Below are 17,289 nucleotides of genomic sequence, written 5' to 3'. Positions count from 1 at the left end.
CTACCTGCCTCCGGCCAGGGAGGGATAGAGAAGTTCACGGATCTGCCGGACCCCGGCCAGGATACGCATGGTGGGCCGGGAGACGAGGCGCTCGTCGATGAGATACACCTTCCCCTCCCGCACCGCCCGGATGGCGGCAAAGCCCGGCTCGTTGGCGATCACTTCCCTGTCCACGGGATTCATCCGCCCCTGCTGGGCAAGATAGACATCGATCTCCTCGCCCCTGGCGAGGATGCGTTCCTTGCCGTAAAAGGCGATATTGGTCTCCCGAACCTGCTCGGCATCGGCCGCGACGTTGATGCCCCCAGCCCGGCTGAGGACAAAAACGGCGATGCTCTCCGGGGCAAAGGTCTTCATCTTGTTGTGGATGGCCTCGAAGTAAACGCGCTGCCGCCCGGCCGCCGGCACCGCCTCGATGATCTTCTCTCCCCGCGCAAGCTCCTCGCTGAAGAGCCGCACCATCGCCTCGGCCTCCTTCTCCCTGCCGGTGAGGATGCCGAGCTTTCGCCAGTAGGCGAAAATCTCCGCCATGCCGGTGGGCTGCAGGGAAACCACCACGATTCCGGCCTGGCGCAGCTTGCCGAGCAGCTGGGGGTAGGAACGCTCGATCATCGGCCGCACCAGGACCAGATCGGGCCGGGCGGCGATGAATTTTTCCGGATCCTCCTTGTAGCTGAAGCGGGGCCGGTCCATGAGCTCGGGCGGATAATCGTCCGAATCGGCAATGCCGATGATCTCCTTATCAAGGCCCAGGCCGGCGAGGTTTTCCGTGTGCGCCGGATAGAGGGAGATGATCCGGGCAAAGGGCGCGCTGAAGGCAACCGTCCTGCCCTCCTGGTCGAGAATGCTCGCGGCCCGGACCTGGGAGAAAGGGAACAACAGAACAGCGCCAAGGGCCAGAGCTGCCAGAAAATTTTTCCTGCAACGCATCATGACTCCCCTCTCGCTCCGTAGCGAAACGAAACCCGATGGGCGTTGGAAAAGGCGTCAAAGCTCACCGCCGCTTCCACCCCGAAAACCCGGGCAATGGTCTCCGGAGTCAACGCTTGGGCCGTGGGGCCGTGCTCGGCGATCCTGCCCTCCTTCATGAAAACGATCTCGTCGCAATAGGCGGCGGCCAGGTCCAGATCATGGATCACCGCGACCACGGTATGGCCGAGACTGCGCACCCGTTCCGCCAGGGCCTGGAAGATGCCGAGCGTGTAGCGGATATCCAGGTTGGAGGTGGCCTCGTCGAGCAGGAGGATGGGCGCCTCCTGGGCCAGGGCCCTGGCCACCACCACCCGCTGCTTTTCGCCGCCGGAAAGCTCGTTCACGTAACGGTCGGCCAGATGGCTGATGCCGATCTCGGCCATGGCCGCGGAAACCGCCCGCAGGTCATGGGCAGAAGGGGAGCCGAAACGCGGGATATAGGGATGCCTGCCCATGAGCACCACCTCCTGCACGGTAAAGGCAAAACCGATGGCAAAATCCTGGGGCACCAGGGCGATCTGCCTGGCCAGCTCCCGCCGGGGCAGGCCATGCACCTCTTTGCCGCCCAGCCGCACCCCGCCCGCCTGGACCCGGCGGTTGCCGGCCAGGAGATCGAGCAGGGTGCTCTTGCCGCAGCCGTTGGGTCCCACAATGCCATAAAACCTGCCCGCGGGCAAGCTGAGGTCAAGGGTGTCCAGCACCTTCTTTTCCCCATAGGCAAAACTCGCCTGCCGGACCGCGAAGCCGCCCTGCTCAGTCATAACGGAGCCCCCGCTGCCTGCGCCTGAAAATCACGCAGAAAAAGGGGCCGCCGATCAGGGCGGTCAGAACGCCGATGGGCACCTCCACCGGCAGAACCGCGCGACTGACGGTGTCGGCGACCAGGAGCAGAGAAGCGCCGGCCAGCACCGAAACCGGCAGCAGCTTCCGATTGTCCGGACCGACGAGAAAACGCATCAGATGCGGAACGATCAGACCGATGAAACCGATGATCCCGGAAACGGAGACACAGATGGCGGTGACCAGGGAGGCGGAAAGGAGAAGAATCTTCCTGACCCGGCCGCTCTCCACCCCCAGGGAATCGGCGGAACGGTTGCCCAGGCTGAGGATATTGAGATCCCGGGCGTAAAAATGGGCAACAAGCAGCCCAAGCAGCAGCGTCGTGGCCACCAGGCCGACATCGGCCCAGGTGCGCGAGGCAAAGCTGCCCATGAGCCAGAAGATGATCACCGCCACCTGTTCGTCGGCCAGATACTTCAAAAAGCTGATGCCGGCGGCAAGGATGGCGCCGACGATGACCCCGGAGAGGATCAGGGTATTGGCGGACATCTGACCGTTGAAGGTGGAGAGATAAAGAACCACCAGCAGGGCCGACATGGCGCCGGCAAAGGCAAAGAACGGCACCGAGACCTGGCCGAGGAAGGTAAGGTTGGCCAGCAGCGCCAGGGAAGCCCCGAAGGCGGCGCCCGAGGAAATGCCTAGAGTATAAGGGTCGGCCAGGGGATTCAGGAGAATGCCCTGGTAGATGACGCCGCTCATGGCCAGGCCCGCCCCGACCAGGGCCGCGGTGAGGATCCTCGGCAGACGCACGTCCATGACCACGAAGGGGGCGACCCGGTCCAGGCCGGCAAGCAGCTCCGGATTGTCGCTCAGCCTGGCCAGCACCACCCTGGCAACATCCGCGGCCGGCAGCGCGACATAGCCCATGCCCGCCGAAATCAGCACGGCAAAGATGGCCAGCAGCGCAAGCCCTGTCAGCAGCAGCCAGTATTTTCCCGATCTTTGCAAAGACATTCTTTTCCTTCTTTCCTCAATGCCGCCTGTTTCAGGCCAGAAACATCGCCGCAACCGCAAACGCCAGGCCGCCGGAGAGCAGCCACCGGTCAAGGGGCCGGTAACGGTAGAGCAGCAGGCCGCTTACGGCCAGAAAAACGATGCCCAGACCAGCCATATCCGCCACGGCCAGCCAGAGAGCGCTGGTCTTGACCGCCTTGTGCAGGTCGTTGAGGCGGCTGATGGGCTGCAACTGTCTCTTTTCCACCTTTTCCATCACGCCTTTGCCCGGATCGATCACATAGGTGGTGGCGCCGTGCGAGCCGTAAAGAAACTCGATCGTATCGTCCTTGATCCTGATCACCGCCGGGTCGTCTTCCCGGTCGATCTGGGCCTTGTAACCATCGAGCAGGGCCCGCAGCCGGGCGGGATCGGTGACCGGGACCCTGCTGCTCGTCACGGTTTCTTCCTGGAAGTAGCCGAAATCCTTGCGGTGGTTGAGCAGGATGCCGGTAAGACAGTAAAAGCCGAGCAGCACGGCAAAAAAGAGGCCGAACCACCGGTGCAGGTCGCGCAAGAGTTTGCTGTTCATCTCCATATCCTTTCCCGCCGCCCCCGAGGGGCTGTTTTCCGACTCAGGAGCGGCGCCTTTGGCCTTTACTTGAGGATCCGCTCGATGGAGTCAAGCAACTGGCGGATGAACATTGCGTTCACCTGCTCGGAAAAGCCCAACCCCTTGAAGAACTCTTTTTCGCGATAAACGGTTTTCGGGGTATCCACGCTCATGCCTGCCGCCCGCAGCTCCATGGCCCAGGAGGGGACGCCCTCCTCATCAACCTTGCTGCCCATGATGTCGTTCATGATGTGATCGCCGGCCACATACATGAAGGGAATCATCCGCACCTTTTTCACCTTGTAGGCCTTGGCCTGGGCCAGGGCCTGCTCCCGGGTGAGGATGCCGTCCACCCCGCCGACAAAGACATTTTTGTACCTGCGGCTCAAGTAGCGTTCAAGGCCGAGATAGGTGGAGTTTGAGCCGGGAAAGGTCTCCGGGGTGCCGTGCACCACCAGGACGTTGCACCCCTCCTTGGCGGAAAGGAACTCCTTTTCCACGGCGGAAACCGCCGCAAAGACCCAGGGCCACTCGTGGAGCAGGGTGCCGCCGTACTCGATGCGCATGCCCAAGGTGCGGAAGGCGGCGATCTCCTTTTCCAGATCCTCGTACTCCTGACCGGGAAAGATATGCAGCGACTGGATGGCGACCTTGCGAAAGCCTTCATCCTCAAGATCGGCCAGAACCTGGGGCAGACTGCGGTACCTGACGGCCTGCCCCTGCTCCTTGAACTTCCGGTTGGCCCGCTCCCGGACGATCTCCGAGGTGAAAGCCCATTCGATGCGGAAGCCTCTGTACTCCGCCGGCAGACTCTTTTTCAGCTGCTCCTCGAAAAAATCATAGGTGACCTGGGCACTGGTGGTGGTGCCGAAGGCGACCAGGACGATGGCCGGCTCGCTCTTGAGGGTCCTGGTCATGGCCGAGGCCAGGCCGGTGGAGCCCAAGAGGGTAAGCAGGATCCCAAGGCCGATCAGGGCCTGACAGTATCGCCGCACTCCTGCCTGCCAAAGGGAAGCCCTGCCGATTTTTTTGCCATTTTTTCCGCGCTGCATGCTCAATCTCCTTTTCTTGAAGAAATGAATAAATTTCTCCGAAGCAAAAGGCTGGGGCCGGTCGGATAGCCTAAAACCGGCCTTCAGCATCCTCTCCTCGAAGGATAACCCGGGCGAAAAGCCCGATTGCGTCAAACAGGCAGGTCTCCTGACTCATTCCGATCACGGTTCGCCTTCCCATCCAGCATGCATGCTGCACAGTGGCCGATGAACCGGACCTTTTCGCCTGCTTCCCGTTGGAGAGGCAGGGAGGAAATTACAGTGGCGGGACCGTTCCCGATTTGCACGGGATTCCCTTTTCAGCCCCGAAGGGCGCCTGCTTGACAATGAAACGTAACCGCCATCGGCCTGTGGTCCATGGACCGCGCGGCCTATGACAGGGTTATGGCGTAAAATGCGGCGCCAACCGCCAGCACCGTGGCAAGGCGCAGGGCCTGGCTCGCTCCGACCAGCTCGATGGCGAGCCTGGGGGAAAAGATGCCCACATAGTAAGGAATCTGATGGCGCACGGCCCGGATCGGCGTGGAAAGGATGTTGCCGACCAGGAGGGCCAGCACCACCTCCCGGGAACCGAGACTGCCCCCGGCGAGCAGGGCCCCGGCGGCGGCCAGGCCCGCGGAAAACTCCACGGTGACATGGGCCATGACGATGGCCAGGCTCTGCGGATTGAGCCAGGCGAGAAACCCGGCCTTGCCGGCCAGGGAGTGCTCAAGCCAGCTGAAGAATCCCTTCTTGCCCAGGAAAAAGAAGAGGGTGTAGACAGGCACCGTGAAATACAGAAGCCCCCTGATCCTTTTCTGGAAACGCCTCGCACTCTTCCGCACGGCCTGTTGCCAGCCGATCCTTTCCCGGTGGGGCGCGGCGCCCTCAGCCCGCCCATCCGCCAGGGGCGGCAGCAGCAGCCTGCCCCAGATCACCACCAGCAGGGTTTGCAGGATGGCGGCGCTGAAGGTCAGGGCCACGTAGAGAAAGGCCGCCCTCTTGATAAAGGGCGCGGTGAGAAAAAAGACCGTGGGCAGGTGCAGGAAAAAACGCGGCAGGCTGTTGAAAAGGTTGGCGAGCACCAGCTCCTTCTTGCTCATCCGCCCCTTGGCAAAGGCCTCGGCGAGCATGGTGTTGGCGGTGACCCCGGAAAAAAAAGCCATGGAAAAACTGGCGCCCGAAACGGCGGACAGCCTGCCCAGCCTGACCAGGGGCCTGGTCAGGGCGGCGAGCCGGTGTGTCCAGTTGAGGGCCTCGATGAAATTCGCCACGAGCAACCCCAGCGAGATCCAGAAGAGGAGCTTCAGCAACGGCCATACCAGCTCGGGCCAGAGGGCGGCTATGAGGTGTGCGTCCAGCAGCATGAAAAAAAAATCCCCGGACCGATAAAATCGATCCGGGGATGCCCTTGCTTATCCACGCGAGATCATACGGATAATCACTTGTCCACGGTGATTATGCAACCAGTCTCCCAAGGCAGGTCTTCTGACTCTCGGCTCATCCTTGTTCCACGCCTTCCCGTTCATGAAACAGTGGCATACAGCGGAACTTGTCCCCGATCACAGCGGCGGGCCCGTCCCGGATTTGCACCGGGTTCCCTTTTCAGCTCATGCACGAGCGCCTGAGATATGAGACCAACATTTAATTGAAAGCGCCCTGCTTGTCAAGGCGCTTTCTGCGTCAGACGATGCCCAGGGATCGCAGCATCTTCTCGAAATCGCGTTCATCCAGGCGGGTCAGCCCCGCCGCGTGGGCAAGGCGGAGCGCCTCCTGATACTCCTCGACCCGCAGGCTCCGGTCGATGGGCGGAAAGTCCAGGGCCTGGCCGCAGGGGCGGTACTGGTCCATGATGTTCACATAGGTGGTTGCCGAGATCTCCTCGGCGATGAACCCGAGAATCGCGCCTGTTTCCGTCAGTCCCCCAGGCATGACCAGATGGCGGAGCAAAAGGCCGCGCTCGGCAAGGCCCTCTTGGTTGATGACAAGCTCGCCCACCTGCCGGTGCATCTCAATAATCGCCGCCCTGGCCCGCTCCGGATAATCGGGGGCCCTGGCGAACCGTTTGGCGCTGGCCTTGTCCCAGAACTTGAAATCCGGCATGTAGATGTCGACGACACCGTCGAGCAGGGCCAGGGTCTCGACAGAGTCATAGCCGCTTGAGTTGTAGACCAGGGGCAGGCGCAGACCGCCCTCGATGGCCGGAAGCAGGGCTTCCAGGATCTGGGCCGCCACATGGCTGGGGGTGACCAGATTGATGTTGTGGCAGCCCTGCTTCTGCAGGCTCAGCATCATGGCGGCCAGCTGGCCCGGGCTCACCTCCACCCCTTCGCCGAGGTGGCTGATCCCGTAATTCTGGCAGAAGACGCAGCCGAGGTTGCAGTTGCTGAAAAAGATGGTGCCGGAGCCGCCAACCCCCACCAGGGGCCGCTCTTCCCCGAAATGGGGGGTGTAGCTGGCCACCACGGCCTTGCGCCCGGTCCGGCAGATCCCCTTTTCGTTCGCCAGACGATCGACTCCGCACTGCCGCGGGCAGAGGCGGCAGGAGGCGAGGAGAGCGAGGGCGCTCTCTGTCCGCCGTTTCAGCTCGCCGCCGGCGGCAAGGGTGAGATAGCGGGGGCCGGCGGCCATGCTTACCGGAGGGCCGCTGTCGGCGCCAGGCCGCCGGCGATTTTTTTGTTTCTGAAATAGAGGAGAATATCCCCTGCCACCATGAACCCGTTCAGCATGTAGAGATAAATGACCGGATCGAAACTGTGGAAGACCTTGTGCAGGACGCCGGCGACATAGCCGGCAAGGACCACGCAGAGGAAAAAGAGGCTTTTCCCGGCATTGGTGCGGCTCCGCCAGGATCGGTAAAGGGAAAAGGGCCAGGCCGCGCCGAAGCAGACCAGCATGATGATCTCGAAAATACTCATGATCCGAAAACCCGAAAGCCAAATTTCAAAAAAGGAAGAAAGTGGACAGCATGAGCAATTATCCCCCACCGGAATCGAAATGCAATGAAAAATAAAGCCTGTTCTCCAACGGATTCCACCGTCGCCATTTTGTCCTGCCGGGTAGCGAAGCACATGGAGAAAAAAGATCCCCTTCTTTTTTTGCTTGCCCTACATCCCCCCCAAGGGTGAAGAGAATAAGCAAAAAAACGGCTCCCGGTTCGTCCTGGTCCTGCGGACTTCCCGGAGTTCAACCCCCTTGCGGATACTTCTCGGCCATGGCGCAATGGGGGATAAAACAATACACGCCTTCACAGCACCTTCGGATATTTTTTCCAGGCACTCTTCAACCTCTTGCGGTAAGGTTAGACACCTGACACGCATGCCCCGTATCCAAAACACCACGTGAGCCCTCGCCACCGCAATGTATAACAATCCTTTGGAAACACTCAAAAAAATATTCGGCTATGCTTCCTTCCGGTCCCCGCAGCAGGAGATCATCGAAGGTCTGATCCGCGGCGAGGACGCCTTTGTCCTCATGCCCACCGGCGGCGGCAAATCCCTCTGCTACCAGATCCCGGCCCTGCACCGGCCCGGGGTCGGCATCGTGGTCTCGCCGCTGATTTCCCTGATGAAGGATCAGGTGGACGCCCTCAAGGCCTGCGGGGTAAAGGCCGCTTTTTACAACTCCTCCCTGAACAGCGTCGAGGCCCGCCGGGTTCTCGCCCAGCTGCGCAACGGCGAACTGGACCTTCTCTATATCGCCCCGGAGCGGCTGCTGGGCAACGAGTTTGCCGAACGGCTCCGCGAGATCCCCATTGCGCTCTTCGCCATCGACGAAGCGCACTGCATTTCCCAGTGGGGCCATGACTTCCGGCCGGAATACAGCAAGCTCGGCCAGCTGCGCCGACTTTTCCCCGATGTTCCGCTGATCGCGCTCACCGCCACGGCCGAGCCCCACACCCGCCAGGACATACTCGCCCGGCTCGGCCTTGCCCCCTCCCAGTGCCACATTGCCGGCTTCGACCGGCCCAATATCCGCTACTCCGTGCTCGGCAAACAAAAGCCTTTCAACCAGCTCGCCGCCTTTCTCAAGGGCCGCGAACAAGAGGCCGGGATCGTTTACTGCCTGAGCAGGAAGCGGGTGGAATCGGTGGCCGCCCGGCTCCGCGCGGCGGGTTTTCCCGCGGCCGCCTACCACGCCGGCCTGCCGGCCGGAGAACGGCAGCGGGTGCAGGAGGAATTCCTCCGTGACGATGTCAGGATCATCGTGGCCACGGTGGCCTTCGGCATGGGCATCGACAAATCCAATATCCGCTACGTGGTCCATTACGACCTGCCCAAGAACATCGAAAGCTATTATCAGGAAACCGGCCGCGCCGGCCGGGACGGCCTGGCGGCCGAAGCCCTGCTCCTCTTCGGCCAGGGCGACATCGCCCTGGCCCGCGGCCTGATCGAAAACAGCGGCAATCCCGAGCAGAAACGCATCGAACTGCACAAGCTCAGCAGCATGGTGGGCTTTGCCGAGGCTTTGAGCTGCCGGCGCCAGGTGCTGCTCGGCTATTTCGGCGAACGGTTGGCCGAGCCCTGCGGCAATTGCGATATCTGCCTCGACCCGCCCGAGGTCGTCGACGTGACCGAAGACGCCCGCAAGGCCCTCTCCTGCGTTTACCGGGTCGGGCAGCGTTTCGGCATGGGCCACGTGATCGATGTTTTGCGCGGGGCAAGGAAGGAACGGCTCCTGCAGCTTGGCCACGACCGGCTTTCCACGTACGGCATCGGCGCGGAGAAAAGCCAGGAATACTGGGGCAGCCTGCTGCGCCATCTGGTGCAGCAGGGCTATCTGGAACAGGATGTGGGCAATTATTCGGTGCTCACCCTGAAGGCGGCGGCCCAGCCCCTGCTGCGCGGAGAGCAGACTCTGAGCATGGCCCGGCCGGGGCGCAAGCCGGTGGCGGCCGCGAAAACGGCCCGCCGCCGAGAAGGGGATCCAGAGTATGACCAGGCCCTCTTTGACAGCCTGCGGGCCTTGCGGAAAAAAATGGCCGACGCGGCCGGGGTGCCGCCCTTTGTCATCTTCAGCGACAGAGCCCTGGCCGAAATGGCCGCCCAACTGCCCACCGATGAGGAGGCGTTTCTGGCCATCCACGGGGTGGGAGCCCACAAGCGCCAACGTTACGGCGAAGCCTTTCTTGCCGAGATACGGGAATTTTGCCGGACAACGGCCGCCGGAGGGCGATGACGACCGTCCCGTCCCCGCCAGGCTCCCCGGCGTTTATCCCGGTTTATCCCCATTGATGGGGTGCTTCCCGCCCTCCTTAAACGGTCGGCGTTTTCGGCCTCCTCCCTGCCTTGACATTTCCCCCGCATCTGTTGCATTCTGAAAGACAGGACAACAATCAGGAAATCACCGCGCGGCAGTTCTCCTCAAGGAAAAAACATGAGCCACAGGCACCCAGGCACCACCATCACCCGCCTCAAGGCACGGCTTTCCTCCCTGCCAGTCCGGCTTGCCGCACTGCTATCGGCGTTCTTGCTCATCGCCTGTGATTCCCCGAAACAAGAGGGCTATGCCCCTGCTTACTCGGACACCCCCGCCGCCGGCAAGGTTGTCCTGATCTTCGGCGTCCATCCGCTGCACAACCCCCAGCGCCTCCATGAAACCTACGGCCCCCTGATCGAATATCTGAACCGGAACATTCCCGAATGCACGATCCGCCTTGAGGCTTCGCGCTCCTACGACGAGTTTGACAAAAAACTCTACGACCGCCACTTCCATCTTGCCCTGCCCAATCCTTACCAGACCCTCAATTCCCTGCGGCACGGCTATCGGATCTTCGCGAAAATGGGCGAGGACGACAAGTTCCGCGGCATCATCATCGTCAGAAAAGACAGCGGCATCAACAGGGTTGCCGACCTGAAGGGAAAGGTCGTCAGCTTCCCCGCGCCCACCGCCCTGGCCGCCACCATGATGCCCCTCTATTTCCTCCATACCCACGGCCTCGACGTAAACAAGGAAATCGAGCGCCTTTTCTCCGGCTCCCAGGAATCATCGATCATGAATGTGTACTTGGGCAAAAGCGCGGCCGGCGCCACCTGGCCACCCCCCTGGCAGGCTTTTTGCGAACGCAACCCCGGCATTGCCGCCGAGCTTGAGGTGAAATGGGAATCCCCGCCCCTGCTCAACAACGGCCTGGTGGCCCGGGATGATCTCCCGCCCGAGGTGGTGGCCAGGGTCCGCTCCCTCCTCGTGGCCCTGCACAGCCACGAAGAGGGCCGCCTTCTTCTCGCCGCCCTCCCGCTGGCCCGTTTCGAGAGCGCCACGGAGGCCACCTATCGGCCGGTCCGCGACTTTCTGCGACAATACGCCGAGGCGGTCCACTGAGATGGGGAGCCTGATGACGACACCGGCCGATGCCGCAAGAGCCCTCTGGCCCAAAACGATCCGCTCCCGGCTGATCTGCGGGGTTGCCCTCGTGCATCTCCTGCTGATGACCGTCTTTGTCCTCGATCTTGTCGCCCGGCAACGGGATTTCCTCAGCGAGCAGAGCCTGGAACAGACCACCAGCCTGGCCGAAACCCTGGCCATCAACAGCGGCTCCTGGGTTCTGGCCAATGACGTGGTGGGACTTGAGGAAATCGTCCTCGCCTTCCGCAGGTATCCGGATCTCCATTACGCCATGGTCATCGACATCGACGGCCAGGTGCTCGCCCACACCGACAGATCCCACGTCGGCCAGCATCTGGTTGATGAAAAAAGCCTCACCCTCCTCAAGTCCGGCCCGGAAAGTCAGGTTCTCCATGCCGGGCACGACATCATCGACATTGCCGCGCCGATCATGACCGGCACCGGAGAGATCATCGGCTGGGCCAGGATAGCCCAGGGTCAGGAGAAAATAGCGGACAACCTGGGGATCATTTCCCGCAACGGCATCCTCTACACCCTGCTGGCCATTGCCGCAGGCTCGCTTCTCGCGGTGCTGCTCGGCAACCGTTTGACCTCGGGCCTCACCAGGCTGCTCTCCGTCTCCAATCAGATCAAAAACGGCCGCCGGGACCTGCGGATGGATATCTCCCGCCAGGATGAAATCGCTCTCCTGGGAGAGGGATTCAACAACATGCTCGACGCCATCGTGGCCAAGGAAAAACTCATCCTCCTCAACCAGCAGCGGCTGGAAAGCCTTGCCCGGATCTTCCAGTTCGAGCCCGCGGATCGGCAGGAACTCCTGGACTTCGCCCTGCAAGAGGCGATCCGCCTCACCGGCAGCAAAATAGGCTATATCTGCCATTACGATGAGGAGAACCGGGAGTTTATCATCAACAGCTGGTCCAGGGAGGCGATGCGGAAATGCGCCGTCGCCGGGCCGCCGACCCGCTTTCAACTGGACAAATCGGGGCTGTGGGGGGAGGCGGTGCGGCAGGGCCGGCCCGTCATCATCAACGATTTCCAGGCCGAAAACCCTTTGAAAAGAGGTTGTCCCCCGGGTCATGTCGAGCTTCGCAACTTCCTGACCATCCCGGTGTTCCGGGAAAAACGGGTCGTTGCCGTGGTGGGCGTGGCCAACAAGGCGACGGACTACGACCAGGGGGATATCTCCCAGCTTTCCCTGCTGATGGACGCGGTGTGGAAGATCGTCGAACGCAGGCAGGCCGAGGAGGCCCTGCGGGAACAGCGCGCCATGCTCCAGCAGATCCTGGACACCGTTCCCCAGTCGATCTTCTGGAAGGATGCCGCCCTCACCTACCTGGGCTGCAACCGGGTTTTCGCCCGGGCCGCCGGCCTGGACGACCCCGGCCAGATCAGAGGCAAGACCGATTTCGACCTGCCCTGGCCAAGGGAGGAGGCCGAGGCCTATCGCGCCGACGACCAAGAGGTCATCGACGGCAAAGAGTGCAAGAGGCATATCGTCGAACCGCTGCAGCAGGCGGATGGGAACAGGATCTGGATCGACACCACCAAGATGCCGCTGCCGGACGGGGAGGGAAATGTCCATGGCGTTCTCGGCATTTATGACGACATCACCGAGCGCAAACGGGCCGAGGAAGCGTTGAGCCAGAGCGAAGAGAACCTGAGACAGGCCCAGCGCATCGCCCGCCTCGGGAGCTGGACCCTCGATCTGACCGGCAACAAGCTGGTCTGGTCGGATGAAATCTACCGGATCTTCGAGATCGATCCCGCGGAATTCAACGCCTCCTACCAAGGCTTCCTGACCGCCATCCATCCCGAGGACCGGGAGGCGGTCGACCTGGCATACACCGAAGCGCTCAGAAACAAAACGCCTTACGAGATTACCCACCGGCTGCTGATGAAGGACGGCCGGGTGAAATTCGTGCATGAGCGGGGCGAGACGGTCTATGATCCGGAGGGACGCCCGCTGCGCACGCTCGGCACGGTTCAGGACATCAGCGAACAGAAACTGGCGGAGCAGGCCCTGGCCAGGGCTTCCCGGGAATGGTCCGCGGCCATGGACGCTTCCGACGATGTGGTCTACCTGCTGAACCTCGACCGCCGCATCGTCCGGGCCAACAAGGCCTTTTATCTGGCCACCGGCTCCAGCCCGGAAACCGCCGTCGGCCGACATGTGGTCGAGCTTGTCCATCCCGGGGGAGAACCGGCCCCCTGCCCCATCTGCCGTGCCCAGGAGGAAAGACGCGACCTGCGGGTAATCATGGAGGCGGATGACCCCGCCAACCCCGTCGGCCGCCCCCTTGAGATCACCGTGAAAATAATCCGCGATCAGGCGGAACGGCCCATGAGCATTCTCATCAGCCGCCATGACCTCAGCGCGGCCAGGAAGGAAACGGAGGAAAAAACACTCCTGGAAAGGCAGCTGCGCCAGGCGCAGAAGATGGAAGCCATCGGCACCCTGGCCGGCGGCATCGCCCACGACTTCAACAATATTCTCGCCATCATCTTCGGCTACAGCGAACTGGCCATGGTGGACAAGGATCTGGAAAGCTGCCGCCGGCATCTGGAAGAAGTGGTCAGGGGAGCCGAACGGGCAAAAGAGCTGGTCCGGCAGATCCTGACCTTCAGCCGTCAGGCGGACCAGCAGAAGCAGCCCCTGCAGGTTTCGCTGGTTGTCAAGGAGGCCCTGAAGATGTTGCGCGCCTCCATCCCCACCACCATCGACATCCGTCAGGAGATCATTTCCCAGGCCACGGTCCTGGCCGATCCCACCCAGATCCATCAGATCATGATGAATCTTTGCACCAACGCCTACCACGCCATGCGGGAAACAGGAGGGACCCTTGCCGTTTCCCTGGACGAGGTGACGATTGGCCCGCGGGACTTCGCCGATGCCGACCTGGCAGCGGGCAACTACCTGAAACTTGAGATACGCGACACGGGCTGCGGCATCGATCAGAAGATAAAGGAAAAAATTTTTGAACCCTACTTCACCACCAAGAAGCGCGGCGAGGGAACCGGGATGGGACTGGCGGTGGTGCATGGCATCGTCAAAAGCCACCATGGCCATATCACGGTGGAAAGCGAGGTGGGCAAAGGCGCCAGCTTCCGGGTCTACCTGCCGGTCACCGCCCAGCAGGCCCAGGAACCGCCAAAACCTTCGCAAGCCGAAGCAACCCTCGATGGAAACGGGGAATGGATTCTTGTTGTTGACGACGAAGAGCAGATCCGCGAGGTTGTCACGGCCATGTTAAGCAAACATGGCTACCGGGTGACCTGCGCCGCCGACGGAGGACAGGCGCTGGCGGAATTCCAAAAACATGCGGATCAGTACCAGCTTCTTCTCACGGACATGACCATGCCGGCCATGACCGGCACGGAGCTGGCCCGGCGGGTTCTCGCCCTCAAGCCGGGAATGCCGGTCATTCTCTGCACCGGCCAGAGCGAGATGATCACCAGGGAAAAAGCCCTGGCCATGGGCATTGTCGACTTTCTCAACAAACCCTTCGTGGCGCAGGCCCTCCTTGGCTCGATCCAAAAAGCACTCGGCAAAAAATAATGGCGGCCCGGCCCGGCGGGAACCAGCGGACAACGCCGTTACCGCGGGCCTGATCATTATCAAGGCCATTGCGCGACAGCGGGAAAATGCTGTACTGTTTCCAGACGGGCAGGAAGCGCTCCGCGCCATGCCAAGGGTTCCATTCTCCAGCCGAAAAAAGGTTCGCATGAAAAACAAACGCTCTTCCCTTCTCCGGATCGTGGCCGGCTGCCTGCTGCTTCTCGTCCACAGCTCCCCCTCCCTTGCCGACAAGAGGGAAATCATCATTGCCGGCGGCCCGGCGGGCGGCACCTTCGAACGCTTTGCCGAGGCCGTTGAATCCTACAGGAAATTCAGGGAAGACAAGACATTCAGGTTCACCGCCCGTCCCTCCGCCGGCTCGGTGGACAACCTGCAGGCCGTGCATGCCGGCAGGGCCGATTTCGGGGTGGTCTATTCGGGCCACCTCTACCAAGGGCGCAACGGCCGGCTTCCCGACCATGCCGGCAAGTACGACAAGGCCCTTGCCATCGCCTCCCTGTATGGAGCGCCGGCCCAACTCGTGGTCCGCAAGAACTCCGGCATCCGAAGCGCCAAGGATCTGGTCGGCAAAAGGGTCGGCGTCGGCAACAGCGGCTCCGGAGCCTATGCCAACTGCAAAATTTTCTTCTCCCACCTGGGCATCTGGGAGAAGATCAAGCGCATTCCCGTGGGCTACAACGATGCGGCCGCGGCCTTTGTCAACAACGAGCTCGACGCCTTCTGGCTCTTCAGCGCCTACCCCAGCGGCGCCGTGATCATCGCCGGACAGACCAGAAACGTCATTGATCTTGTCAATCTGGATACCGATGCCAAGGGCAGCGGCTTTTACAAAAAATACCCCTACTTTGCCAGGATAAGCATCCCGGCATACACCTATTTCGGCGTCAGCCACCCCACCCCCACCTTTCAGGATTCCACCCTGCTGGTGGCCAGGGCCGACCTCGACGAGGAGGTTGTCGCCAGGCTGCTGGCCACCATCTATTCGGAACGGGGCCTGGCCTATATGGCCAAACAGCAGAAGGCATTCAAAGAGATGTCCATCCGGACGGGCACCAGGGGCATCGTCACCCCCATGCATCCCGGCGCGGTCAAATTCTGGAAAAAAAGGGGCTTGCTTTAGCGGGCCGCCGCTGAATCCACTGCCGCGGCCGCCTGACCGGAAAAAGCCGGGAAGGCTTTTTTCCACATCCTGCCAACCGGAAAAAAACTACCTGGGAAGCAGAGGAAGATAGCGGGGCGTCCAGCGCATCATCTCCATGAGCCGCGCCAACCGCTCCGACTTGTACTCGTGGTTGTAAGCGCTGAACCTGCATGGTCCGGCCACCCCCGCGGCCAAAGCGGCGTCGCCCACGGCCCTGGCCACGGACAGACTCACCTCGCGGAGCATATTCACCGGCGGCAGCAGTATCCCTTTCCTGAGATCAGCGGCAGAGACCTGGGCTGCCACCGCTTTGGCCGCGGCGGTGAAAAACTCCGGCAGCACTTCCTTGGCGCCGGAGGCAAGAACCCCCAGACCCAGACCCGGAAAGACAAAGACGTTGTTGCACTGACCGATGCGGGTGGGGATGCCGCCCCAGGACACCGGGGCAAAGGGACTGCCGGTGGCGACCAGGGCGCTGCCCGAGGTCCACTTGCAGATATCCTCCGGAGTCGCCTCCGCCTTTTCGGTGGGATTGCTCAGGGGCAGAATCACCGGCCGCCTGCTGTTGGCCTGCATGGCCTGCACGATATAGCGGGAAAAGCAGCCGGCCTGCCCCGAGGTGCCGATGAGCACCGTGACCCTGCCCTTGGCGATCACATTGAGCAGGGAGCCGTCGCCCTTGGACTTGTACCAGTCCAACCTCTCAGGATCCTTGGCAAACTTCTTCTTGTAGGGTTCAAGCTCCCGTTCGCTGGTGACCAGCCCCTTGCTGTCCACGGTGTAGATGCGATCGCGCGCCTCCTCGGCGCCGAGGCCTGCTTCCCGCAATGCCGTTTCGAGCTGCTCGGCGATCCCCACGCCGCCCGCGCCGGCTCCATGCACCAGAAAGACCTGTTTTTCGAGAGCCTCCCGCTTGATCTTCATTGCCGTGATGATGGCGGCCAGGGAGACCGCGCCGGTGCCCTGGATATCGTCGTTGAAGGAGATCAGCTCGTGGAGATGGGTATCGCGGATGGCAAAGGCGTTCTGTTTGGAAAAATCCTCCCACTGGCAGAGGGCATGGGGGAACACCGACTTGAAGGCCCGGGCGAAACGCCGGACAAAGTCCAGATACTCTTCGCCGCGCAGGCGGGGATGCCACCAGCCCAGGTAGTTGGGATCGTTGAGCAGATCGGCATTGTCGGTGCCCACGTCCAGGGAAATGGGCAGGCAGTGCCAGGGCGCGATGCCGGCCCCCTGGGTATAGAGCATGAGTTTGCCCAGGCAGATGGCGATGCCACCGGCCCCCTGGTCGCCGATCCCCAAAATCCCCTGATTGTCGGTGACCACCGCCACCCTGATCTGGCGGGAGGTAAAACGGCGCAGGATATCCTCGGCCCTGTCGATGTTGCCGGGGAAGAAATGCAGGCCATTGGCCCGACGGAACAGGGAGGAATAATTCCGGCACGCCTCGGCCACGGTGGGCGTATAGATGATGCGCATGTAGCGCTCTATGTCGCTGGCGATCACGGCATGGGCAAGGGTGACATTGCGGTCGAAAAGGGAGCGCAGATAAACGAACTTCTCTAGATCGGTGCTCTTTTTCTCCAGAACCTCACGGCTGTTGTCGATCTGCTGGGCAAGGGTGCGCACGCTGGCCGGCAGCGTGCCTTCAAGCTGCAACTCCTCGCGCTCGGCCTGGGTGAAGGCCGTCCCCTTGTTGGTGAACTGATTTTCATACACCCCGAGCCAACGGGTGAGGACTTCCATCCGGGAGGTGTTGCCATAGAGATCGTAACAGAATTGATAGCTGTGCGCGGGCATGGGGTGCTTCGTATCCTCAAAAAACGTTCAA

The 17,289-nt window shown here is 61.8% G+C and carries 13 protein-coding genes and 2 riboswitches; of the genes, 4 read left to right on the top strand and 9 right to left on the bottom strand.

Translation table 11 applies throughout. The annotated features are described in order from the left end of the window. The 8 genes from ACUUL3_RS03990 to ACUUL3_RS03955 form a co-directional block, all read right to left on the bottom strand. The gene (locus tag ACUUL3_RS03990) at window positions 1-933 is read right to left on the bottom strand and encodes an ABC transporter substrate-binding protein (RefSeq protein ID WP_448554799.1); all 933 of its coding nucleotides are present in this window, start codon (window positions 931-933) and stop codon (window positions 1-3) included. Then, window positions 930-1,733: an ABC transporter ATP-binding protein gene (locus tag ACUUL3_RS03985; protein ID WP_448554797.1), complete on the bottom strand. Its 804-nt coding sequence runs from the start codon at window positions 1,731-1,733 to the stop codon at window positions 930-932. Before ACUUL3_RS03985 ends, ACUUL3_RS03990 begins: the two co-directional genes overlap by 4 nt. After that, window positions 1,726-2,766: a FecCD family ABC transporter permease gene (locus ACUUL3_RS03980; protein WP_448554795.1), complete on the bottom strand. Its 1,041-nt coding sequence runs from the start codon at window positions 2,764-2,766 to the stop codon at window positions 1,726-1,728. The genes ACUUL3_RS03985 and ACUUL3_RS03980 overlap by 8 nt, the downstream gene beginning before the upstream one ends. A gap of 31 nt (window positions 2,767-2,797) precedes the next feature. Further along, window positions 2,798-3,337, bottom strand: a complete 540-nt coding sequence (locus ACUUL3_RS03975) for a PepSY-associated TM helix domain-containing protein (protein ID WP_448554793.1) — start codon at window positions 3,335-3,337, stop codon at window positions 2,798-2,800. A gap of 65 nt (window positions 3,338-3,402) precedes the next feature. After that, the gene (locus tag ACUUL3_RS03970; protein ID WP_448554791.1) at window positions 3,403-4,410 is read right to left on the bottom strand and encodes a sirohydrochlorin cobaltochelatase; all 1,008 of its coding nucleotides are present in this window, start codon (window positions 4,408-4,410) and stop codon (window positions 3,403-3,405) included. Window positions 4,411-4,531: 121 nt separating this feature from the next. Next, window positions 4,532-4,745: riboswitch (cobalamin riboswitch) on the bottom strand. Window positions 4,746-4,781: 36 nt separating this feature from the next. Then, window positions 4,782-5,756, bottom strand: coding sequence for a hypothetical protein (locus ACUUL3_RS03965; protein ID WP_448554789.1), 975 nt, complete (start codon window positions 5,754-5,756; stop codon window positions 4,782-4,784). A gap of 93 nt (window positions 5,757-5,849) precedes the next feature. Continuing rightward, window positions 5,850-6,032: riboswitch (cobalamin riboswitch) on the bottom strand. Between the two features lie 40 nt (window positions 6,033-6,072). Continuing rightward, the gene (locus ACUUL3_RS03960) at window positions 6,073-7,020 is read right to left on the bottom strand and encodes a radical SAM protein (protein WP_448554787.1); all 948 of its coding nucleotides are present in this window, start codon (window positions 7,018-7,020) and stop codon (window positions 6,073-6,075) included. Window positions 7,021-7,022: 2 nt separating this feature from the next. Further along, window positions 7,023-7,307: a hypothetical protein gene (locus tag ACUUL3_RS03955; RefSeq protein WP_448554785.1), complete on the bottom strand. Its 285-nt coding sequence runs from the start codon at window positions 7,305-7,307 to the stop codon at window positions 7,023-7,025. A 442-nt stretch (window positions 7,308-7,749) separates the two neighbouring features. Here ACUUL3_RS03955 and recQ point away from each other — a divergent pair, with 442 nt between their 5' ends. From recQ to ACUUL3_RS03935, 4 genes are all read left to right on the top strand, one after another. Next, the gene (recQ, locus tag ACUUL3_RS03950) at window positions 7,750-9,567 is read left to right on the top strand and encodes a DNA helicase RecQ (protein WP_448554783.1); all 1,818 of its coding nucleotides are present in this window, start codon (window positions 7,750-7,752) and stop codon (window positions 9,565-9,567) included. A gap of 198 nt (window positions 9,568-9,765) precedes the next feature. Further along, window positions 9,766-10,710 carry a phosphate/phosphite/phosphonate ABC transporter substrate-binding protein gene (locus tag ACUUL3_RS03945; protein WP_448554782.1) on the top strand — a complete coding sequence of 315 codons (945 nt, stop codon included), beginning with the start codon at window positions 9,766-9,768 and terminating at the stop codon, window positions 10,708-10,710. Between the two features lie 13 nt (window positions 10,711-10,723). Further along, complete coding sequence (locus ACUUL3_RS03940; protein WP_448554780.1) at window positions 10,724-14,293, top strand: PAS domain S-box protein; 3,570 nt, start codon at window positions 10,724-10,726, stop codon at window positions 14,291-14,293. A 166-nt stretch (window positions 14,294-14,459) separates the two neighbouring features. After that, window positions 14,460-15,434, top strand: coding sequence for a TAXI family TRAP transporter solute-binding subunit (locus ACUUL3_RS03935; RefSeq protein ID WP_448554778.1), 975 nt, complete (start codon window positions 14,460-14,462; stop codon window positions 15,432-15,434). An 87-nt stretch (window positions 15,435-15,521) separates the two neighbouring features. On the opposite strand, the gene ACUUL3_RS03930 is transcribed toward ACUUL3_RS03935, so the two are convergent. Then, entirely contained in the window at window positions 15,522-17,258 is a 1,737-nt protein-coding gene (locus tag ACUUL3_RS03930) for an NAD-dependent malic enzyme (protein WP_448554776.1), read from the bottom strand. Window positions 17,259-17,289 lie beyond the last annotated feature (31 nt).

The organism is Thiovibrio sp. JS02 (genome assembly GCF_053485635.1).
The sequence above is the reverse complement of the archived record's forward strand: the minus strand, read 5'-3'. Positions and strand labels throughout refer to the sequence as shown.